Source organism: Neoactinobaculum massilliense (assembly GCF_900604955.1).
GTDB classification, from domain to species: Bacteria; Actinomycetota; Actinomycetes; order Actinomycetales; family Actinomycetaceae; genus Neoactinobaculum; species Neoactinobaculum massilliense.
This window is the reverse complement of record NZ_UWPE01000001.1, coordinates 1061882-1083373: the sequence shown is the minus strand read 5'-3', so window position 1 is coordinate 1083373 and position 21492 is coordinate 1061882. Positions and strand designations below refer to the sequence as shown.

The following is a 21492-nucleotide window of genomic DNA, read 5'->3' as shown; positions in this document are numbered from 1 at the left end:
TTGTGGTGATCCATGCTTGTGGCGGTGGTCATGGCTGTGGGGAAACGCCCGGTCCCATTCCGAACCCGGTAGCTAAGCCCGCAACGCGCTGATGGTACTGCACTCGATAGGGTGTGGGAGAGTAAGACACCGCCGCCCACAAACCCCAGAGGGGGGTGCTCATGCGAGCACCCCCCTCTTTTTCACACCCACACCCCACGAATCGCCTGGCCACTATATGGACAGCCGGGACTAACAGCATTCATGTTCTTTAGTCTGAAGGTTATGTCCAAGAAGTCGCACAGGGCTGGGCGAGTCAGCTCGTCCTCCCTGATCATCACGTCGCTGATGCTGTTCTCAATGTTCTTCGGCACAGGCAATCTCATCTTTCCGCCGCTGTTGGGGCAGGACGCGGGAACGAATCTATGGCCGGCGATTGTGGGCTTCTTATGCTCGGGAGTGGCGCTACCAGCGCTGGGTGTCATTGCCATTGCGGTGTCGGGGCACTCCGTGAAAGACCTTTCTAACCGGGTGGGGCCGGTGTTCGGGGTGGTGTTCCCAATCCTGGCGTATCTTTCCATCGGCACCTTTTATGCGTTACCGCGCACAGGTGCGGTGAGCTTTGCTACGGCCATCACGCCGTTGACCGGTTGGGATTCGGCGTGGGCGTCTGCTGCGTTCAACGGCATCTTCTTCGCCGTCACCCTGGCACTCTGCTGGAACCCGAATGGGGTGTCGGATGCGCTGGGGAAGTTCCTTACCCCGGCACTGGTGGTGCTCCTAGTGATCCTGGTGACGGTGGCCCTCGTGAATTTCCCGGGTACGGAAGGCGTGCCAACGGAAAAGTATGCGACGGCACCCTTTGCGGCTGGACTGCTTGAGGGGTATTTGACGATGGATTCCATCGCGGGCCTGGCGTTCGGCATCGTGGTGATCACGGCGCTTCGTGGCCGTGGTGCCACGGGTGGGGAAGTTGTCCGTGGCACGGTTCGATCTGCCCTCGTGGGCGGGGGACTACTCGCCGCCGTGTACGTGGGGCTTGGTCTCATCGGTTCGAAGATGCCGGACGGTAGCCAATTCGAGGACGGGGCAGACCTGCTGACTTCGGCGGCGCGCATGGCGATCGGCGTCGGCGGACAGGCGGTGTTCTCGCTTATCGTGCTACTTGCGTGTCTTACCACGTCCGTTGGACTGACGGCCGCCACCTCCGAGTTTTTCAATACCCTCTGGCCGCGCATCTCCTACCACACCTGGTGCGTCTGTTTCTCCTTACTCTCCTTCGGTCTGGCCACGCAGGGCCTTGAGACGGTCCTGAAAGTGGCAGCGCCGGTTGTGGCTTTCATCTATCCGCCGGCGATTGTGCTCATCCTGATGACAATCGTTGAGGCACTCGTGCGCCGGCACGCCGTGTTCCACTGGCTGTTCGTACTCCCTATCTGGGTAACGGTGGGCTGCTCGGCGCTTGAGACGCTCGCGGATTTCCACGTGGGTGGGACGGTGCTGAGCCGCGCAATTGGCTGGGTCCCGCTGTACGGCCAGGGGCTTGGCTGGGTGGCGCCGGCGCTACTGCTCGGCGTTGTGCCCGGTCTGGTGGGCGATATCTGGGAGGCGAAGCATCGGCCGGAGCGGGTGGCGGAGCGACGACGCCGTCGAGATGCGGCCCTGCTCGGTGCAGACGGCGATACGGTTGCGGTGGAGAGCATGGATATGGTGGCCGATGCTGACGTCATGGTGAGCGCAGGGGTGGCCGTGCCCTCATCGCCGGTCGTGGCGAACGCGAGTGTGGGTGAGGACGTTTCTCAGCCCTTACCATCGCGATAGAATCATTCAAAGCGCCCGGCGATGGCGCGGAAAGGTGGAGCTGTGGCACATACTCCAACGCCCGCGGACGTAGCTACTGACGCCCCTGCCATCCGCATTCACGGCGCCGGCACGGGCGGCTGGGCACTCATCCGCGCCCTGGAACTGCTAGGAGTGGACACCGTATTCGGTCTCCCCGGGGATCTGGCTGCACCCGCGTTCGCCAGGCTGCATACAAGTAAAAGCCTTCGCGCGGTGACCGTGCGCCAGGAGCAGGGTGGGGGACTCGCGGCAGAAGGCTACGCGCAGGCTACCGGCAAGGTGGGGGTGGTGCTCACCGCCTCTGGCCCGGGTGCCGCCAGCCTTGTGACCCCACTGCTTGACGCGATGGCCGATTCGGTTCCCCTCGTGGCAATCACGGGCCGCGTTGGTTTCGCCGCCGTGGGCAAGGACTCCATGGACGAGGCGGACATTGTTGGGGTGTCCATTCCTGTCGCTAAACACTCATTACTGGTCACTCGCGCCGAGGAAATACCATCCGCCGTGAGCGAGGCATTCTATCTGGCCTCCACCGGCCGGCCCGGGCCCGTGCTGGTGGATATCACCCGCTCAGCGCTCCTGGGGAAAGCCCACTTCGAATGGCCGGCTCCCATTGATCTTCCGGGCTATCACCCGGTGACAACACCGAATGCACGGCAGGTGCGATCCGCCGGCGCACGGCTAGCCAGTGCGCACCGCCCGGTGCTATACGTGGGCGGCGGGGTGGTGAGCGGCCGGGCAACCGGGGAGCTCGCGGAGTTAGCCGAAGCGACGGGCGCCGCCGTGGTCACCACACTTGCCGGGCGCTCCGCGTTTCCGTCAGCCCATCCGCACAATTTGGGCATGCCCGGGCGCTATGGCACGGTGCCGGCGGTGGCGGCGTTGCAGCAGGCGGACCTCATCGTGGCAATTGGGGCGCGTTTTGCGGAGCAGGTGACCGGCGCGCTCAGCCGCTTTGCCCCGGATGCCCAGATAGTTCACGTAGACATTGATCCGGCAGAGATTTCCCGCGTTCGAGAGGCGGACGTGCCCATTGTTGGCGACGCCAAAGAAACGCTACCCGCGATCACAGCGGCTTTCCGTTCCCACAAGCGCTGCGCGGACCATACAAAGTGGTGGGAATATCTGGATGGCCTGCGGGCCGCATTCCCGCCCGGGTACCCGAATGTGCACAGCGGCGCCATCCGCCCCGAGTACGTGCTGGACCGGCTAGGGAAACTGGCGCCAGATGCAATCTGGGTGACCGGCACGGGCCGACAGCAGCTTATGGCTGCTCACTTCCTCCCGGTTGAACGCCCCGGGCAGTGGATTGCCGCCGCGGGCGCGGGCACCCAGGGTTTTGCGCTTCCCGCCGCCATCGGCGCGCAAATTGGTCAACCTGGCGCGGCCATCTGGGCGATCGACGGCGAGGGGTCCTTCCTGCGCACCGCACAGGAGCTGGCCAGTGCCCGGGCGGAGAGCGCGCCGGTCAAGGTGGCCCTCATCGATAATGCCGAACCGGACTTCACGGGTAGCAGGATCCCCGATTTTGCCGAGTTGGCCGTGGCGCTGGGCGGCGCGGCCAAGCGGGTGGAGCGCCCGAACGACGTCGACCCCGCAATTCAGTGGGCAATGAGCGTGCGAGACCGCCCCGTCGTCGTCGATTTTCGTACCACGCGGGTGACGGATCGGTGGCCCGTGGTCGGTGACGAGCTCCCCGACAGCGTGCTTGCCGAGGCTCGCGCGATGCGCCCCAGTTTCGAGGAGGATGAATGAGCCGCCACACGCTCGCCGTTTTTGCTGAAAACGCACCCGGTGTCCTCACGCGCGTGTCGGGATTGTTCGCGCGCTCGGACTACAACATTATGTCCATTACCGCCTCGGATACGGAGCATCCTCGCATTTCCCGCATCACCGTGGTGGTGGAGGCGGAGCCGGCGCCGCTGGAGCAGATCATTAAGCAGCTCAATAAGCTTATTAACGTGTTCAAAGTGGTGGAGCTGGAGCCGGATGATGCGGTGCTGCGCAGTCTCCTCCTGGTCAAGGTGGCGGCCACGGATGAGAGGCGCGGTTATGTGCTGCAGATTGTGGAGATGTTTCGCGCCCACGTTGTAGATGTTGCCGCGGATGCGATCACCATTGAACTCACTGGCTCGGACCAGAAAATTAACGCGTTCCTGATGGCACTCAAGCCGTATGGGATTAAAGAACTGGTGCAGTCGGGTACCGTGTCGATTGGGCGCGGTGCCCGCTCGCTCACCGAACGGGTGAGTCAGGAGCTGGATCAGCGGCGCTAGGAAGGATCACCGTGGAGGAACTGTACTTTGACGACGACGTGGACCTTGCCCCGATTCAGGGCCGGGTTGCGGTGATGGGCACCGGGGTGCTCGCGCGGGCCCATGCGCTTAATCTGCGAGATTCCGGCGTGGATGTGGTGATCGGTGCGGGCGGGGATACGGCGGCGATCGCGGAGCTGCAGGACTACGGCTTCCCGGTGGTGGAGCCGGCCGAAGCGGCATCCGGTGCGGATGCCGTGGCAATACTGACGCCCGTTCAGGAACAGGGTGAAGTGTGGGTGCAGGTCGAACCGGCGTTGGGCCGGGATGTGGCGATTGTGCTGGGTGCCGGGTTCGCTATCCACTTCGGTTTTATTCGTCCGTCGCGTACGCACGACGTCGTACTGGTCGCCTCCCAGGGCGCCGCCGAGGACGTTCGGGGCGAGTTCGAGCGTGGACGCGGCGTGCCGGCCATGGTGGCCGTGCAACAGGATGGCAGCGGGGCCGCGTGGGAAGTGGCGCTCGCCTACGCGAAGGCCGTGGGCGGAACCCGCGGGGGAGCGGTGCCAACCACGTTTGCCGAACAGACGGAGGCGTCTCTCTTCGCCTCCCAGGCCGTCACCGGCGGGGTGGCCCGGCTGCTTGAGGACGCCTATGGAGCGCTCGAAGCACGCGGATTCACCCCCGAGATCGCTGAGCTCGCCGTGAGCCGTGCCCTGGCCGGGGCAGCTCACGCGTTTGCCGAGGGCGGCGTGGCGGGGATTCACGGCGCCCGTTCCACCGTGGATGAATTCGGTGATTACACGGCAGCCGCCGCCATCGCGGAGGGACAGCAGGATCGCATGGCGGCCGCACTTGATGCCGTGCATACCGGAGCGTTCGCCCAGGCGTTCGTGAACGACGTGGCGGCGGGTGCGCCGCGGCTGCGTGAGGAACGGGAACGGCGCGCGGACGCGCCAATCGACCGCGCCGCCGCGGATGTGGCACAGCTGTACGCCAGGCGCAGGGCCTAGTTTCGGCTTCGGGTCTGGCGGGGTGCTCTTTTACCTGCCGGGCGGCCGTGAGGATCGCCACCGCTTAGCTCCGTGAGCGGGGTGCCAAGCTCCGTGCCAGACCCGCCCGGCGGCCACGATGCCTGGTTCCGCGTCCGGCGGGGCCTACAGGCTGCGGAAAATTGCCGCTACCGCCTGCCCGCCACCGATGCACAGCGTCACCAAAGAGAACTCCACCCCGGTGGCCCGCGCGCCCAGGATGGCGCGCAGCGCAAGTGCCGCGCCCGTTGCGCCCAGCGGGTGGCCAAGCGCAATGGCGCCGCCCAGCGGATTGGTGATTTCCGGATCCAGGTGTGCCTCCCGCATGACGGCTACGGCCTGGGAAGCGAAGGCCTCATTCAGCTCAATCCAGCCGATGTCCCCGAGGCTAAGGCCTGCCTTCTTCAGCACCTTTGGAATTGCCAGTGTGGGGGCGAAACCCATGAGCGCCGGGTCGATTCCCACGCTGGTGAAGGCCACCAGTTCCGCCAGTGGCGCGAGACCACGCGAGTGGGCGGTATCCATCCGTGTCAACGTAAGTGCCGCGGCGCCGTCGTTTATACCGGAGGCATTACCGGCCGTCACTGTGCCGCCCTCTTTAAACACGGGTCGCAGTTTCGCTAGTTGCTCCATGGTGACGTGAGCACGCGGATGCTCCTCCTCCGTCACCACCGTGTCACCCTTACGGGTGTGAACCGTAAACGGGATACGCTCGCGGTCGAAAGCTCCGGCCTTGATAGCCGCCTGGGCGCGGCGTTGAGACTCCACGGCGAAGGCATCCTGATCCTCGCGGGAGATGTGGTAGCGCTCAGCCACGCGCTCGGCCGTCATGCCCATGGGCACGCCCAGCATGGGGTCGGTGATAAGACACATGGTGCCATCGATGAGGGTGCGGTTGCCCAGTTTGAAACCGCCGCGCGAATAATCGAGGAAAGGCTGCTGGCTCATCGATTCCACGCCGCCGGCGATGACCGTATCCGCCTCGCCCGTGAGCAGGTCGAGTGCGCCGTTCCATAGGGCCTGCAGCCCGCTTCCACACAGCCGATTAATCGCGTAGGCCCGCGACGCCTGACTCGCACCCGCCGCCAGGGAAGCGCGACGAGAAAGATAGGCGTCCGGCCCGGTTTGCCCCACATTCCCGATCACGAACTCGTCCACGTCCGTCACCGCGATGCCAGCCCGCTGTGCCGCGGCTCCAATCACCGCCGCGCTCAGCTGATAGGCAGGTACATCCTTGTAAACACCGCCAAAACTACCCGTGGGCACACGTGCGCCGCCCAGAACTGCGATACCCGGAGTTCTCACTCCATCTCCTCACACTTGAACCGCCGCGGACGCCCAATTATCGGCCGGCCGCCAGCAAACCGTTAGGAATGAGGTCACAGGGTGGCGCCGGCGCGGACCCGTGGGATAAGCGGTTTCCGGGGTTCGGCGGGCTTTCGGGACCTGGCTGGCCTTCGGGAGCCGGGATCATATGAGGAAGCCCGGATGGCATTTTGCGGGCGGCACTCGGCCACCAGCATCGACACCTGTTCACGGAACCACGCGCGCTGCAGGCCCGTGTCCACATACTGTGGGTGGCAAGCAGCCGGGCGGCGAGGTTTCTAGACTCGGGGTAGCCAAACTAGGAGGAAACATGATCCCGGAATCCGTGGAGCAGATGGAAGCAGAATCTCGACGCCCAGCACCCAGTGCAGCCGAGGTGGTCACGGCTTACCGCGTGGAAGAAAACCCACATCCGGCTTCGGTGCAGGAACGGGCGAAGGTTCTCGCTAACCCTGGTTTTGGTGTGTACTTCTCCGATCACATGGGCCGCGCCACCTGGACGGCGGAGGAAGGCTGGGGCGATTACCGGGTGGTGCCCTACGGCCCCACGGCGCTGGATCCAGCCGGCGCCGTACTCCACTACGGGCAGGAGGTATTCGAAGGCCTCAAGGTGTACCGGCATGAGGACGGCTCGTTCTGGACCTTCCGCCCCACCTACAACGCGCTCCGTATGAACTATTCGAGCGGACGGCTGGCCATCCCCGAGTTCCCGGTGGAGGCGTTCCTCGGTTCCATCACCGCGTTGACGCGTCAGGATGCCGCCTGGGTGCCCGATAAGCCCGGATCCCTCTATCTGCGCCCATTCGTGTTCGCCTCCGAATCCTTCCTGGGGGTCCGTTCGGCACAGCGCTTCGAGTACTTCCTCATCGCCTCGCCCTCGGGAGCCTACTTCCCGAACGGGTTCCAGCCCATCAACCTGTGGGTAGAGCGGGACTACCATCGTGCGGGCCCCGGTGGCATGGGCGCCGCCAAGACGGGCGGAAACTACGCGGCGTCGCTCCTCCCGAAGCTCCGCGCAGCCCGCGAAGGCTACGACGAGGTGCTCTTCCTTGACGCGGCCACCTCCACCACCATTGACGAGCTGGGTGGCATGAATGTGTTCATTGTTTATCGCGACGGCCGGCTGCGCACCCCGCGCCTCACCGGCAATATTCTGCCCGGCAATACGCGCTCCTCGATCCTCCAGTTGGCTCATGATGCGGGAGTGGACGCTGCCGAGGAAACCCTTGTATTCGACGACGTGGTGGCCGACATCCGTTCGGGTGCCATCAGCGAGATGTTTGCCTGCGGTACGGCGGCCGTGGTCACCTCCATCGGGTCCCTCTCCGGCACGGATGCCAACGGTCAGGAGTTCAGGCTGGAGCTCAAGGATTCCACCGTGGCCAAGCGCGTGTACGACACGCTGACGGGCATTCAGTACGGCACCATCGCCGATCCGCACAACTGGATGTACAGGATCGATTAGGGCGATAGAACCGGACCGGCTAGGTAGGCCGGCCGGAGCCGAGGCCGGCCACCGGGCTTATGCGCCAGTCCGGTGCCGCGAGCGGGGTGCCATGGTGAGCGCGCGACGATGTGCGAGACTGTACACGTCAGCGGAAGAAGGATCTCATGGCACACAGCATTGCGGTGGTTGGCTCCATTAATGCGGACCTCCAACTTCACGTACAACGGCACCCCGAACCCGGCGAAACCCTGCACGGCACAGGCGGAACGTATGCGCCCGGCGGGAAAGGCGCCAATCAGGCGGTTGCCGCGGCGCTCCTCGGCGGGGATGTTGCCATGGTGGGCGCGGTGGGAAACGACGCCGTTGCCCACGTAGCCCTCTCACGCTTGCGGGACTCCGGGGTAGCGCTGGACGAGGTGACAACGGTGGATGGTCCCAGCGGCCTCGCCGTAGTGACCGTGGACGCGGCAGGTGAAAACACCATTATTGTGATCCCGGGTGCGAACGCCTCCATGGTGGCGAGCACGGTGGAAACCCGCGCGGCCACAATTGAGCAGGCACGCGTGGTGGTGTTGCAGGGAGAAATCCCACGTGAAGGAATCGAGCGTGCCGCGGTGCTCGCCCGAGGGCGGCTTATCGTCAATCTCGCACCGGTCCTTGACGTGGACAGGGCGGTGGTGACGAAAGCGGATCCACTGGTGGTGAACGAGCATGAGGGCGCTCTTGTCCTCGCCATGCTGGGCGGCCACGGATTCGAGACGGATCCGGAGGGAACCGTCGCCGCGCTTCGTGCGGAAGGCATTCGGTCCGTCGTTATGACCCTGGGCGCTCGCGGCGCGCTGGTAAGCGAAAACGGCCGCACACTTGAGGTACCTTCTCCGCGTATCCACGCCGTGGACACAACGGGCGCCGGTGACGCATTTGTTGGTGCCCTCGCCTACCGGATGGCGGCGGGTGACACCCTCGAGGCGGCCTCCCGCTTTGCCGCGCGAGTGGGCGCCTATGCGTGCACATCTCTAGGCGCCCAGCCGTCCTACCCCACGGCGGGAACCGAACTGCCGCAGGTGGAGGGAGCAGCGAGCTAGCGGCGTCGTCAGGCGTGCTGGCGCGTAAGACGATGCTCGCGCTGCGCAGCCGGATCGGGAATCGGTAGCGAATCAAGCAGCTTCACCGTGTAGGGGTCCTTCGGGTGGGAAAGAATCTCGGAGGTGATGCCCTCCTCCACCAGCTTCCCGCGATGTAGCACGCCGACGCGATGCGCCACCATATCCACAACCGCGAGGTCATGGGTGATGAAGAGGGCCGCGAATCCAAGTTCCTGCCGCAGCGAGCGGAACAGATCAAGCACTTTTGCCTGAATGGATACGTCGAGGGCGGAGGTGGGCTCGTCCGCAATGACCAGCTTGGGGTTGAGTGCAAGCGCACGGGCCACGGAAATTCGTTGGCGCTGACCTCCGGAGAGCTCATGCGGGAAGCGCTCCGCGTAGGAGGGGAGTAGCTCAACGGCGTCCAGGAGCTCTAATACGCGCTTGCACACCTCGGCCTTGGTCAGGTCCTTCCGGTGGATACGCAGCGGTTCGGCAATAGCCTGGCCCACCGTGAGTTGCGGGTCAAAAGACGTGGCCGGGTCCTGGAAAACGAAACCGATATTCTTGCGGAGCGGACGGAAATCACGCTCGCGGAATCCGTTCATTTCGAAACCGTCCACCTTCAGGGAACCGCTGGATACGCGCTCAAGGCCTGCAATAGCGCGGGAAATAGTGGACTTGCCGGAACCGGATTCGCCCACCAGCCCGTACACCTCGCCCTGATGAATGGTGAAATCTACCCCGCGAACGGCACGGAAGCCCGGTTTCCCGAGGCGGCCGGGGTAGGTCACCTCCAGACCGCGTGCCGCAACAATTTCAGGGCGTGAAGCGATTTCGCTACGCTGCTGCTCGGTAAGACGGGCGGAAAGCGAGGCGGCGCCCACGCGTGGAACGGCGGCAAGCAGCTGTTTCGTGTATGGGTGAACCGGATTGTCAAACAGCTCCTGGATGTCGGCGCGTTCCACAATGCGGCCGTGATACATGACGGCGGCCGTGTCCGCGAGGTCTGCCACCACGCCCATGTTATGGGTAATGAGAAGAATGGAGGTGCCGTAGCGGTCACGGATGCCGCGAAGAAGATCGAGAATTTCGGCCTGGACGGTGACGTCGAGTGCCGTGGTGGGCTCATCGGCGAGGATGGTATCCGCACCCATGGCCAACGCCATTGCAATCATGATGCGCTGTTTTTGCCCGCCCGAAAACTCATGGGGGTACATGGTGATTCGGCGGTCCGGATCAGGAATGCCCACCACGTCCAGCACCTCCACCGCCCTCTTCTTGATCTCCTTTTTGGTGATTTTCGGCTGGTGGGCACGCAGCCCCTCGCCAATCTGCCACCAGATGGGGTAGACGGGGTTGAGGGAGCCGGAGGGCTCCTGGAAAATCATTGCTGCCCTACTGCCGCGGACGGTTCGCAATTCTCGGCCGCGGAGTCCCACCACATTGACGCCATCAAGATCGATGGTTCCCGATACCTGCGCGGTGGAGGGGAGGAGACCCAGAATGCTGCGCGCGGTGACGGACTTGCCGGAACCAGATTCGCCCACGAGGGCCATGATTTCGCCCTTCTTGAGGGTGAGGGATACGCCGCGGGCGGCATGGACGGTGCCACCGTCGGTGGCGAAGTCCACGGCGAGGTGTGAAATCCTCATACGAAGTGCATCATCTGTCATGATTCCTCCTTAAGCTCTGGGAGCGGATCGGCGGCGCGTGAGGGCGTATCGGCGGGTGGGAGGGGCACACCCGGCAGCGTCTCCCCAGGCTCACGGACAACGTAGTGGCGCGCGGTGGACGTGGAGATATCAACGAGGTGAGGCTCGCTCTGTGCGGTGTCCTCGTCCTGGGGCACTGCGCCGCGCCGGCGTCGCAACCGCGGATCGGCTAGATCGTTGAGGGATTCGCCCATGAGGGTGATGCCGAGGACGGTGAGGACAATGGCAAGGCCCGGGTAGAGGGCTGTCCACCAGATGCCAGCCGTCACGTCCGAGATGGCGCGATTGAGGTCATAGCCCCATTCGGCGGCGGCTGTGGGTTCAATGCCGAAGCCTATGAATCCCAGCCCCGCGAGCGTGAAAACGGCCTCCGAACAGTTGAGCGTCATGAGGAGTGGCAGCGAGCGGGTGGCGTTTCGCAGCACGTGCCGGAACATTATGGAGGGCGTGCTTGCCCCCAGGACGCGCGGGGCCTCGACGAAGGGTTCGGCCTTGAGCCGGATCGCCTCGGCGCGGATTACGCGGAAGTATTGCGGCACGAACACCACGGTGATGGAACCGGCCGCCGAAAATATTCCGCCCCAGTAGGAAGATTGGCCGCCGGTGAGAATGATCGAGAGGACGATCGCGAGCAGCAGCGAAGGGAAGGCATACATGGCGTCCGCGACCATGACCAGCATACGGTCAAGCCAGCCGCCCAGATAGCCGGATACAAGCCCCACCACCACGCCGATAATGGCGGAGGCGAGGAGCGAGCAGATAATGACGATCACCGCGGTTCTCGATCCCCAGATCACGCGGGAGAATACGTCATAGCCGGACACGGTTGTTCCCCATATGTTCGACGCCGACGGCGCCTGCTGGGTTCCGAAGGCCACGCCATTGGCTTTCGTTTGGGACCAGGAGTATGGCGCGATGAGCGGCGCAAGAATCGCGATGAGAATAACGAGGGCGGTAATGGCCACGCCGGCAACCAGCATGAAGCGCTGGACGCCTTCCGAGGTACGAATCTGGGCGATGATCGGGAGATTCTTGACTGAGAAACGCCTGTTGGTGGACAAAGTGGTGGACATCAGTACCTCACTCTCGGGTCAATAAATGCGGCAACAACGTCCACGAGGAAATTAGTAACCGCCACAATGAGCGCGATGAGAATAACGATTCCTTGAACAGCCACGAAGTCGCGTTTGGTCATGTAGTCAACAAGGATGTAACCGAGCCCCTTCCACTCGAAGGTGGTTTCGGTCAGCACCGCGCCTCCCAGGCTCATGGCGATTTGCATTCCCATCACCGTGATGATGGGAATGAGGGCCGGGCGCAGGGCATGGCGCCTGACCAGGCGCCGTTCGGATACGCCGCGTGAGCGCGCCGATTCAATGTAGGGCTGCTCGAAGGTGCCAATAATGTTTGTGCGTACAAGCCGGAGGAATACACCCGCCTGAAGGATGCCCAGCGCGAATGCGGGTAGCAGTGCGTGTGAGAGTGCGTCGCCAAGGAGTGTCATGTCCCCGAGCCGGAGGGCGTCAAGTATGTAGAGCCCGGTTGGGTTTTGAATCGCGTCCATGGTGAGCTGACCCGCCGTGGAGATACGTCCGGATGCTGGTAGAACGCCGGCGTTAACGGAGAACACAAGCTTGAGGAGAAGGCCGAGGAAGAATACCGGCGTGGCGTACCCGAGGATGGCCGCCACGCGGACAACCGCGTCCGGCACCGAATCACGGCGGCGCGCGGCATACATGCCCAGCGGGATCGAGATGGCGAGGGCAATAATGGTTGACACAATGACCAATTCGAGGGTGGCCACACCATAGGTGGAGAGAATGGATCCCACACTCATGTTGTCGGTGACGGCTGTGCCCAAGTTTCCCCGTGCCACCTGTCCGAGGTAATCGAAGTATTGGGTGAGAAGCGGTTTATCGTAGCCGGCCTCATGAACACGGGCGGCGAGTTGGTCAGCGGGAAGCCGGTCGCCCAGAGCTGCCGTGATGGGATCGCCTGTTATGCGCATGAGGAAAAATACGACGGTGACGAGGATAAAGGCGGTGGGGATGATAAGCAGAAACCTTGTCACGAGGTAGCGGAGGAGTCCGCCGCCACGCCGCTGCTTACTATTCCCCACCGCGGGAATGGATACGGCTGATTCTTGTGTGCTCATGTGTCTCCTAGAAGGGTGGACGTGTCCACCTACGCTGTGGCCCGCCCGGCCGTTCGGAAAGTGCGGCGGGCGTAGCCGCCCGCCGCACACCAGGTGTTACTTGTACATCGCGCCAAGGTGGTACTTCTGCGAAATATCCATCTTGACGTTCTTGACATCCTTCTGCGAAACAATGGCCTGCTCGCCCTGCTGGAGAGGCAGGGTGGGCAGATCGTCAGTGAGCTGCGCGAGGATCTGGCTGAACACACCCGTCCGCTCAGCCTGATCGTCGATGCCAACCTCCTGGCTGAGAAGCTTGCGTACCTCAGCGTTGTCATAGTGGTTGAGCAGGAACGAGTTCTCGGAGAAGAACGGCGTCAGATAGTTATCAGGATCCGGGAAATCGGGGAACCAACCGAGCTGGAACAGCGGATAGGCGTCATCCGCCCGGTCCGAGGTGTACTGAACCCACTCGGTGGACTGAAGATCCACCTTGAACAGGCCCGTATCCTCAAGCTGTTGCTTGATGGCCGCGTATTCGTCCCCCGAGGAGGGGCCGTAGTGCTCCGGCGTGTACTGAAGCTTGATCTCTACGGGAGTGGCCACTCCGGCGTCGGACAAACGCTTGGCGGCGCGGTCCGCATCCGGCCCACCCTGACCGTCACCGTAGGCCTCCTTGAGCACCTCATTCTTCTCGCCGACCCCATCGGGCACGAAGGAGTAGAGGGGAATGTAGGTGTCCTTGAATACGTCGGAGGCGATGGCCTTGCGATCAATGGAGTCCGCGATAGCCTGCCGAACGGCCTTGGCCTTATCCGCATCGGCCTCGGCCGTCTTGGCACCGTAGGGCATCGTGTCCAAATTGAAGGTGATGTAACGGATCTCTCCGCCCGCCCCGGAGGTTACATTGAGGTTCTTGTTCTTGGACAGGTCCTGGAGGTCGGTGGCCGAGAACGTACGAAGCGCCGCGTCAATCGCACCGTTCTCGATGTCCAGCTTCATGTTCGAGGTATCGGCGTAGTACTTGATTGTCATGCCGGCGTTCTTTGCTACTCCGGCTAGCCCCTGGTAGTCGGAGTTGGGGCTGAAGGAGACCAGCTCGTTCTTCTTGTAGGAATCGATGGAGTACTGGCCCGCGTAGGGTTTGCCCTCGATAATCTCCTGGTCAGTGGCAAGCCGGTCCGCCGGGAAAACCTCCTCATCGAGGATGAGGGACGACGGACTGACGAGGACCCCGGGAATGGTCTGGTCATACGCCGTCTTCGTGGTGAATACGGCCGTCGTGTCATCCGGGGCTTCGACCGCGCTGATGCCGGCTAGCAGCGACGCGGGGCCATTGGGATCGTTGATCTTCAGCATGCGGTCAAAGCTGAACTTCACGTCCGAGGCCGTCAGCGCGTGGCCGTTGACAAACTTCAGATTGGGCTTGAGCTTGACGGTGTATTCGTTGGGTGACGTGAACTTCGCCGATTCGACAATATTCGGCTTCGGGGTTCCGTCACCGCCCGCTTCGCTATCGAATAGTAGCGGGAATACCTGATACTGAACCATGAATGAGCCGTCATCATAGGATCCTGCCGGGTCCAGGGCTACGGCTGACATGGTGGTTCCGTAGGACATCGTTGCCCCACCCGCGCTGCTTGAGGCGCCCGAATTGCCGCCCGTGGAGGCGCACCCGGTGAACGTCAGCGCGAGGGCGGCTGCCAGCGTAGCGGCGGCCTTCATCTTGCGTGGCATGGCCTTCTCCTTCCATCCAGATCCCCATTGGGGTTATAGGGATTGTCGGACGGAAGGAGAGTGGGAGTAGTGGGAGGTCCGGATGGTGGACAGTGGGTATCCACGAAACCGGGCAGCCCTTGGGATGGTGGTTAGCAGAATGCAGGCGCGTTGCCCGCAGGCCGACGCCGCTGGGATTACGGCCGCGGACGGGGCCCGAAGACGGCGCGCCCGATCCGAACCACCGTTGAGCCTTCCGCTACGGCGATTTCGAGGTCCTGCGTCATGCCCATGGAGAGTTCGGTACAGGTGGGCTGGTCACCACGAATACGGTCTCGTAGCTGCCGTGTGGTGCGGAAACTGGCCGCGATATCAGACGGATCCTCCGTATGGGCGCCAATGGTCATGAGGCCGGCGAGGCGCAGGTGCGGCAGGTCCGCAACCGTATCAGCCAGCCAAAGCGCGTCATCCGGCGTCACCCCATATTGGGATTCGGCGCCCGAAGAATTGACCTGGATGTAGACGGAGAATGGCCCGGTGGCCAGGCCCGCATCCATGCGCTCGCCCTGGAGCCGATCAAGGCGCCGCGCCAACCGCGCCGAATCCAGCGTTTCAATGCAATCCGCCCATTCGAGCGCAATTGCTGCCTTATTGGACTGAACGTGACCGATCACGTGGGTCCAATGCGGCGGCTCACCGGCGCGGGCGGGCGCGGTTGCGTCCTGTCCGTTCCAATCGGCCGCGTCATGTCCGACGACGGCGGTGGCACCGGTGGCGTTTCCCTCCGGTGCTGTCCGGCCGGCCGGGGTAAGTTCCGATTCCGTGGCCTCCAGCTGCTGCAGAATATTGTGACCGATGAATCGGCCGCCGTGATCGAGGGCGGCACGGATACGGGGTACGGATTGATACTTCACCGCCAACTCGAGGCGCACGGTCCCTACCGGTAAGCCAAGCTTGTCCTCGGTCCCGCGCAGATCCTCCACCACCGCGGTGAGTCGCGCGGGAATCTCCTCCACACTGGGAATGGTGTTGCTGAAATCCATACACACCATCCTAGGCGTGTGACGGGGGTGATTTGCTTCGCCATAGGGCCGGGCGGTGTACCGTGGCGGCGATCATCAGCTTTATAACTCGCCTACTGAGATCACCGAGGTCACGGCCCGCCCCTGCTGGGAACTGGCATCCAGATCGACGCGCGCCCAATAACCCCACGAGCCGTCACCCGCGCCGTCGTCGAACACCTGGCGCGCAAGCCAGTACCGTCCGCTGGCCGCCCATTCTTCGGCTATGTCATCCGGCACGCCGGCTCGCACAAAGTCTGCGGTATCGGGTGCCGGATTGACGCGCAGAAAGTCCGCCGAACGTGCATGAGTGTCCGTGCCCATGGCCTCGTACGTATCGAAGTAGGCGGCGGTGGCCTCCTCCCAGGCATCGCCGTTCCACGTGGTGGCACCCGCCCACAGGGGCGCGCCGGCGGTCTCATCCAGATAGTCGTAATCCTCAAACTGAATGGCAAGGATTCGCTTGAACATGACGGCGGCGAGTGAACGCCGCATCGCATACCGGTTGCGAGAGAAGTCAACGTGCCCCTCGGCGTCCGCTCCGAACGCGAGTTCCTGACTGCCGCCCGAGCCCAAACCCGCCGCGCCGGCGGCCGAGGCGGCGGTTGCGGAACCGCTGGACCCCAGAGCCGTCGAGGTGACGGCGCTCGCGGTGACATCGGCGTCGACCCCTAATTCCGCTGATAGTTCGCGCGCCTCGGCCTCGCTGATTTGACCGTCCCGCATGGCTTCCCACTCGTCCAGGAGGGAGGAATCGACGGACCGAATGAGGGCACCCAGCCATTCCGTCATGTCCTCAAGCTCATCCGTGCGGGCCTCCAGCGGGACGGTTTGGCGCAGCGCCTTGTAGACGTCCGTGAGGTAGCGCAGCACCACGCCCTCGCTGCGCTGGAGGTCAAGGGATGAAATGAACTCGGAGAACGTTTGTACCCGTTCAATCATTTCCCGCACCACGGATTTCGGGGTGAGCACGTAATCATCCACCCACGGGTTTGTTTGGCGATAAATCTCCAGTGCACCGGTGAGAAGCTCGTTGAGGGGCTTGGGCCAGGAGACAGCATCCGCCTCAGCCATGCGCTCCTCATAACCCACGCCCGCTGCCTTCAACTGGCCGATGAGATTACCGCGGACCTTACGCTCCTGGGCCTTGAGCACCTGGGTGGGATTCTCCTGCACCGCCTCCATGACCGAGATGACGTCCAACGCATAGGTGTCCGAATCCTTGTCCAGCAGATCCAGCGCGGCCAGTGCAAACGGAGCCAGTGGCGAGTTCAGCGCGAAATCCTCCGGCACCTCACGTGCAAACTGAATGACGGACTGGTCCGGGTGGGCGCGGTGCCATTTCATGTCCATGTGCACCACCACGCCTGCACGGTGGAGTGAGTTGTAAATCTCGATTGCGCGGCGTAACAGCGGGTTTGATTCGCGCCGCGGCTCATGATTATTACGGAGCAACTCGAAGAGCGCCGCTACGCTATCCCCGTCACGTTGAAGCATATTGAGCACCATGGAATGCGTGATGCGCAGGTGACTGGTGAGCGTTTCCGGCTGGGCCTTCTGGAGGTCTCGGAATGTTTTCTCGCTCCACAGCACCTCACCTTCCGGTGCCTTCTTTTTCTGCACGCGCTTTTTCTTCGCCGGGTCTCCGCCCGCCCGTGCCAGCGCGTTCTCCTCCATGCGGGCGTTTTCAATTTCAAATTCGGGAGCTTGGACTACCACCGTGCCTTCCGTATCAAAGCCGGCGCGCCCCGCCCGGCCCGCGATCTGGTGGAATTCGCGGGCGCTGATACGCCGCCGCTTGGTGCCGTCGAATTTGGCGAGTGATGTCATAAGAACGGTGCGGATGGGCACGTTGATCCCGACGCCTAGCGTGTCCGTGCCGCAGATAACGGGGAGGAGGCCGCGTTGTGCTAACCGTTCCACCAGCCGGCGGTAGCGGGGGAGTAGGCCGGCGTGGTGCACGCCGATGCCCTGCCGCAGGAGCTTGGAGAGTATTTTTCCGAAGCCGGCGGAAAAGTGGAAATCTCCGATGGCTTCCCGGATGGCTTCTTTCTGCTCCTTGGTTACCAGCGCAAAGGACTGAAGGGTTTGCGCCGTTTCCACGGCGGCACGCTGAGAAAAATGCACCACGTAGACGGGGGCGTGACCACTGTGCACCAGTTCGTGGAGAAGCTCGCCCGTGGGCTTATAGGAGTACTCGAAGTCAAGGGGGACGGGGCGCTCCGCGGATTCAATAAGCGCCACGTCCCGGCCGGTTCGCTCCTTGAGGTCACGCTGTAGGAACGAGGTGTCACCCAGCGTGGCGGAGAGCAGCACCTGCGTGGTGTTTGTCAGTTCTAGCAGCGGAACCTGCCATGCCCAACCGCGTTGCGGATCTCCATAGAAATGAAATTCGTCCTGAACCAGCGTGCCGATATCCGCGCTGTTGCCCTCTCGCAGTGCCATATTTGCCACGATCTCTGCGGTTGCACAAATCACCGGGGCGGCACCATTAATGGAGGCGTCACCCGTCACCATGCCCACATTGTCCGCGCCGAGCACCTTGACCAGCTCAAAGAACTTCTCTGAAACAAGCGCCTTGAGCGGTGCCGTGTAATAGGCGGTTTGCCCGTGCGCGAGCGCGTTAAAGATGGCGATGAGTGCAATCATCGATTTACCGGAGCCGGTGGGCGTGGCCACGATGAGATGTTCTCCTGCCAGTGAGGCCAGTAGGGCATCCTCCTGGTGGGAATACAATGGCCGGCTCGTGCTTTCCGCCCAGTCAATGAAGGCATCGGCAATGGCATCCTCCGGCGGATTGAGGCCGTACTGATCCTCGAGATGGTCTAGGGCAATGTTGAGCTGCGGTTCCACGTTCTTAGGTTCTCACATGCCTCCGACAAATTCCGAAAGCGCGGCCCGTGCTCTCCATGCTTGTTGTGTGTCGACGACGCCGCTCGGCACGTAGTGCATGGTTCTGTTCTCTCGGGGTGAGGTGGAACCATGGGGCGAATTCCTGCGGTTTAGGGGATATCCTCGGGCCTATGTGAGGAGGCATACACGAATGTGCTCTCGAAAGGGTTTGCGCTGGGGCGCCCGCTTGGGCTAAGCTATTCATCCGTTGGCACTGCTAGCTCAATGGTAGAGCAACTGACTCTTAATCAGTGGGTTCAGGGTTCGAGTCCCTGGCGGTGCACCAATGGTGAAACGCCTGCGTCAGGCCGAAAGAGGTCTGAGTAAGGATTTACCGAAGCCGCCGCAAGGCGGCTTTTTTGTCATCGTAAGGTAGGAGAACGCCTCCGGATTAGCGATTGTTTGATCGCTAATATTGCGTGGATCATCACATATAGGGAAAGCCTTGGTGGTTTGTGTGCCGGGGCAGTCCGGAGATCCCTCTACTTGACCATGGGGGCGAACCTGGGGGCGTGGCCGCGAGAGCGCCGGCAGATGTGGGTTCGCCGCCCTCGGAAGTGAGCGGCAAACGATGCTGAAACACAAGCCGGGGCCGGACAGCCCTTATGTGCGAGCTACAGGATGGCAGCCTGAGCATGCCACGCCTGCTTCTAGTCGTCCAAGTTGGCGAGAACCGCATACAGAGGAATGACCCACGTGTTTCCCACTTTACTGCCGGGAAGTGTGCCGGCCTGAAGACGCTCGTTTACGGCCTGCCGGCTGATATCGAGCCATTCGGCTGCTTCCGTGACTGAAACGAGTGGTGGAAGTTGACCATGCTTCAACTGGTCGTCCGTAAAATCTGTCGACTCGGCGCCGAGGGCATAGACTGTGCCGGCCCTGCTGGCGATGGTCATTGCCTCTGTGAGGGCGTCACTCAGCGTAGCGGCCTCGACGGTATAGACGGCGCAGTATCCATCCCGACTGTCGGCGATTGCTCCGTGGTAAGGAGCGAACATTTCGATCACGTCATCTACGTCGATGTTGGTAGCGAAATGCGCGGTAGCCGTATATTCCATCGGACCTATTCCTTCCTCAGTGGCACCCTGGAGCGTGGCGTCAGAACTGCGTACGTCCACTAGCATCCTGCCACCTGCGTTTGCTAATTGACAAGCGGGCGAACCTGACGCGCCTCGTGATTACGTGCCGCGGCTGTGTGTGGCATGGCCCGATACGCGCCGACTATTCCGCAACCACGCACCTCGTCGCGGGGCGGTAATAGCGCGCTGCGGCGTCGTAAAGATGAGCCATATACGCTCAAGAAAGAGTGTGAGCGAACGTAGCAATTTGGAAATAAATGTGCGCGGGCAGCGTTAGCGTCAATGTAAGGAACGAGGCGGGCATCGTGGGCACGCCTCGGAGATTTCAGGAGGTATGGAAATGGCTTACAACGATCTTTCTCGTGCAATGGACCGGATGCTGACGCCATGGGAGGGTTTCTTCGCCGTTCCCACGCGCATGATGGATTCGGCACGCGATGCACGGCAGGTCCAGGATGTGTATCGGTCGGAGATGGAGTCTGTCGACGGCGGGTACAAGCTCACCTTTGATGTGCCGGGATTCGCACCGGAGGATCTGGATCTCAACGTGTACCCGGACCACGTCACGCTGAAGGCCTCGCAGTCCAAGGAATCTAAGGATGGCAAGGTCACGCGTTCCATCAGCCGCGACATGAGTTTCGATTCGCCGGTGGATGCATCCTCGGCTGAAGCGGACCTCACCAACGGTGTACTTACCGTGTCTGTCAAGACCAGTGTTGCTTCGCAGGGACGCAAGGTCGCCATTGGCCCGGCGAAATAGCCTGCTCCTAGCCCGACGTCGAAGTGGGTGGGTAGCTGAGGCGTCCGGCTGCCTGCCCCCCCCCTGATCTGGTGTGAGAGGCTGGGACTGGGCTATGTGCGCGACGCGCCGCCGGCGCTGGTTAAGCACGCCAATAGTTTGGGGTCGGACGAGAGACTCGACCGGAGCTAGAAGGTTCCGGTGGGTGAGAAGTTCTCCCGTCTCGGCCCCCTCTATTTGGTTCCCATGTAGACTCCCCGTGTGGCAGATCCGATTGTGACTCTTGTGACTAGCGCGGACTTTCCCAACCTCACCGAGGATGAGGCGGGGCTTCCGGACGCGCTCCGGCAGCGCGGTATCGAACCGCGCGTAGCTGTGTGGAATGATCCGGACGTGGATTGGAACGCCTCCGACCTCACGGTGATTCGTTCCGCGCGCGACTACGCGCGTCACGTCAATAAGTTCCGGAAGTGGGCGGCCAGTGTGCCCCGCCTCCTTAATCAGCCGGAACTGGTGGAGTGGAACTCCGATAAGCACTATCTGCGGGAATTGGCGGCACATGGCCTCCCCACCATTCCCACCACCTGGCTGGAGCCCGAAGCGCACTACTCCAAGCATCAGGTGCATACACGTTTCCCGGCCGACGGCGATTTTGTGGTGAAACCGGCGGTATCCTCCGGCGGCCGCGGAACTGGGCGATACACGGCCACGGACGCAACCTCACGTTCAGAGGCGATCCTTCACGCTCAGCATGAACTGCGGCATGGGCGTTCGGTGATGGTGCAGCGCTACCTGGATGCGATTGACCAGACGGGCGAAGTTTCCCTCGTGTTCCTCAACGGCATTGTCTCCTACCGCGTAGAAAAACAGGCCATGCTCCACCCGCGCTACCGCAATGAAAACGAAGTGAAGGTGGAAAACGTGCTCAACAACCGCCCGCCTTCGGAGCATGAACTTGTGTGGGCTGAGCGCGTACGGCAGGTGCTCCACGAGGTGATCCGTGAACGTACCGGACGCGATCATCTGATGCTATTTGACCGGGTGGACCTGGTGCCCGCCGCTAAGGATGACCCGAACGAGTTCTATCTCATGGAGATCTCACTCATCGATAGTTCGCTGTATCTCAGCGCTGATCCGCAAAATCTGGAGAAGTTTGCCGACGCCATTGCCGTGCGTGCGTCCTGGTAGAGCGTG

Annotated in this window: 16 protein-coding genes, 1 tRNA gene and 1 rRNA gene; 10 read left to right on the top strand and 8 right to left on the bottom strand. The window is 62.6% G+C overall.

Annotation, left to right across the window (positions count from 1 at the left end; all coding sequences use genetic code 11):
• The first annotated feature begins 20 nt into the window (after positions 1-20).
• The 5 genes from rrf to EIH27_RS04660 all read left to right on the top strand — a co-directional run bounded on the left by rrf (position 21) and on the right by EIH27_RS04660 (position 5086).
• Positions 21-138 (top strand): 5S ribosomal RNA (gene rrf, locus EIH27_RS04680).
• A 126-nt stretch (positions 139-264) separates the two neighbouring features.
• A complete protein-coding gene (gene brnQ / locus EIH27_RS04675; RefSeq protein WP_124039768.1) occupies positions 265-1800 on the top strand; it encodes a branched-chain amino acid transport system II carrier protein in 1536 nt (511 codons plus the stop codon).
• A 42-nt stretch (positions 1801-1842) separates the two neighbouring features.
• A complete protein-coding gene (locus tag EIH27_RS04670) occupies positions 1843-3573 on the top strand; it encodes a thiamine pyrophosphate-binding protein (RefSeq protein WP_241152969.1) in 1731 nt (576 codons plus the stop codon).
• A complete protein-coding gene (ilvN, locus tag EIH27_RS04665) occupies positions 3570-4094 on the top strand; it encodes an acetolactate synthase small subunit (RefSeq protein WP_124039766.1) in 525 nt (174 codons plus the stop codon). Before EIH27_RS04670 ends, ilvN begins: the two co-directional genes overlap by 4 nt.
• An 11-nt stretch (positions 4095-4105) precedes the next feature.
• Complete coding sequence (locus EIH27_RS04660; RefSeq protein WP_124039765.1) at positions 4106-5086, top strand: ketol-acid reductoisomerase; 981 nt, start codon at positions 4106-4108, stop codon at positions 5084-5086.
• A gap of 144 nt (positions 5087-5230) precedes the next feature.
• On the opposite strand, the gene EIH27_RS04655 is transcribed toward EIH27_RS04660, so the two are convergent.
• On the bottom strand, positions 5231-6409 hold the full coding sequence (locus tag EIH27_RS04655) for a thiolase family protein (RefSeq protein WP_124039764.1): 1179 nt from the start codon (positions 6407-6409) through the stop codon (positions 5231-5233).
• A 331-nt stretch (positions 6410-6740) separates the two neighbouring features.
• Between EIH27_RS04655 and EIH27_RS04650 the strand changes: the two genes are divergently transcribed.
• Together EIH27_RS04650 and EIH27_RS04645 are read left to right on the top strand one after the other, a co-directional pair.
• Positions 6741-7895: a branched-chain amino acid aminotransferase gene (locus tag EIH27_RS04650; RefSeq protein WP_241152968.1), complete on the top strand. Its 1155-nt coding sequence runs from the start codon at positions 6741-6743 to the stop codon at positions 7893-7895.
• A gap of 146 nt (positions 7896-8041) precedes the next feature.
• Positions 8042-8962 (top strand): ribokinase, encoded by a 921-nt coding sequence (locus EIH27_RS04645; protein ID WP_124039763.1) that lies wholly within the window; start codon positions 8042-8044, stop codon positions 8960-8962.
• 8 nt (positions 8963-8970) lie between these two features.
• On the opposite strand, the gene EIH27_RS04640 is transcribed toward EIH27_RS04645, so the two are convergent.
• The 6 genes from EIH27_RS04640 to EIH27_RS04615 all read right to left on the bottom strand — a co-directional run bounded on the left by EIH27_RS04640 (position 8971) and on the right by EIH27_RS04615 (position 18441).
• The gene (locus EIH27_RS04640) at positions 8971-10638 is read right to left on the bottom strand and encodes a dipeptide ABC transporter ATP-binding protein (RefSeq protein WP_124039762.1); all 1668 of its coding nucleotides are present in this window, start codon (positions 10636-10638) and stop codon (positions 8971-8973) included.
• On the bottom strand, positions 10635-11750 hold the full coding sequence (locus EIH27_RS04635) for an ABC transporter permease (RefSeq protein WP_124039761.1): 1116 nt from the start codon (positions 11748-11750) through the stop codon (positions 10635-10637). Before EIH27_RS04635 ends, EIH27_RS04640 begins: the two co-directional genes overlap by 4 nt.
• The gene (locus EIH27_RS04630; RefSeq protein WP_124039760.1) at positions 11750-12832 is read right to left on the bottom strand and encodes an ABC transporter permease; all 1083 of its coding nucleotides are present in this window, start codon (positions 12830-12832) and stop codon (positions 11750-11752) included. Before EIH27_RS04630 ends, EIH27_RS04635 begins: the two co-directional genes overlap by 1 nt.
• Positions 12833-12928: 96 nt before the next feature.
• The gene (locus tag EIH27_RS04625; protein WP_124039759.1) at positions 12929-14548 is read right to left on the bottom strand and encodes an ABC transporter substrate-binding protein; all 1620 of its coding nucleotides are present in this window, start codon (positions 14546-14548) and stop codon (positions 12929-12931) included.
• 176 nt (positions 14549-14724) lie between these two features.
• The gene (locus EIH27_RS04620) at positions 14725-15570 is read right to left on the bottom strand and encodes a YggS family pyridoxal phosphate-dependent enzyme (protein ID WP_124039758.1); all 846 of its coding nucleotides are present in this window, start codon (positions 15568-15570) and stop codon (positions 14725-14727) included.
• Between the two features lie 81 nt (positions 15571-15651).
• Positions 15652-18441 carry a DEAD/DEAH box helicase gene (locus EIH27_RS04615; RefSeq protein WP_124039757.1) on the bottom strand — a complete coding sequence of 930 codons (2790 nt, stop codon included), beginning with the start codon at positions 18439-18441 and terminating at the stop codon, positions 15652-15654.
• Between the two features lie 250 nt (positions 18442-18691).
• On the opposite strand from EIH27_RS04615, the gene EIH27_RS04610 reads away from it, so the two are divergent.
• Positions 18692-18766, top strand: a tRNA-Lys gene (locus EIH27_RS04610).
• Between the two features lie 364 nt (positions 18767-19130).
• Here the strand turns inward: EIH27_RS04610 and EIH27_RS04605 are convergent.
• Positions 19131-19538: a helix-turn-helix domain-containing protein gene (locus EIH27_RS04605; protein ID WP_124039756.1), complete on the bottom strand. Its 408-nt coding sequence runs from the start codon at positions 19536-19538 to the stop codon at positions 19131-19133.
• 361 nt (positions 19539-19899) lie between these two features.
• Here EIH27_RS04605 and EIH27_RS04600 point away from each other — a divergent pair, with 361 nt between their 5' ends.
• Both EIH27_RS04600 and EIH27_RS04595 read left to right on the top strand, forming a co-directional pair.
• A complete protein-coding gene (locus tag EIH27_RS04600; RefSeq protein ID WP_124039755.1) occupies positions 19900-20319 on the top strand; it encodes an Hsp20/alpha crystallin family protein in 420 nt (139 codons plus the stop codon).
• 240 nt (positions 20320-20559) lie between these two features.
• Positions 20560-21486: an ATP-grasp domain-containing protein gene (locus tag EIH27_RS04595; protein ID WP_124039754.1), complete on the top strand. Its 927-nt coding sequence runs from the start codon at positions 20560-20562 to the stop codon at positions 21484-21486.
• Positions 21487-21492 lie beyond the last annotated feature (6 nt).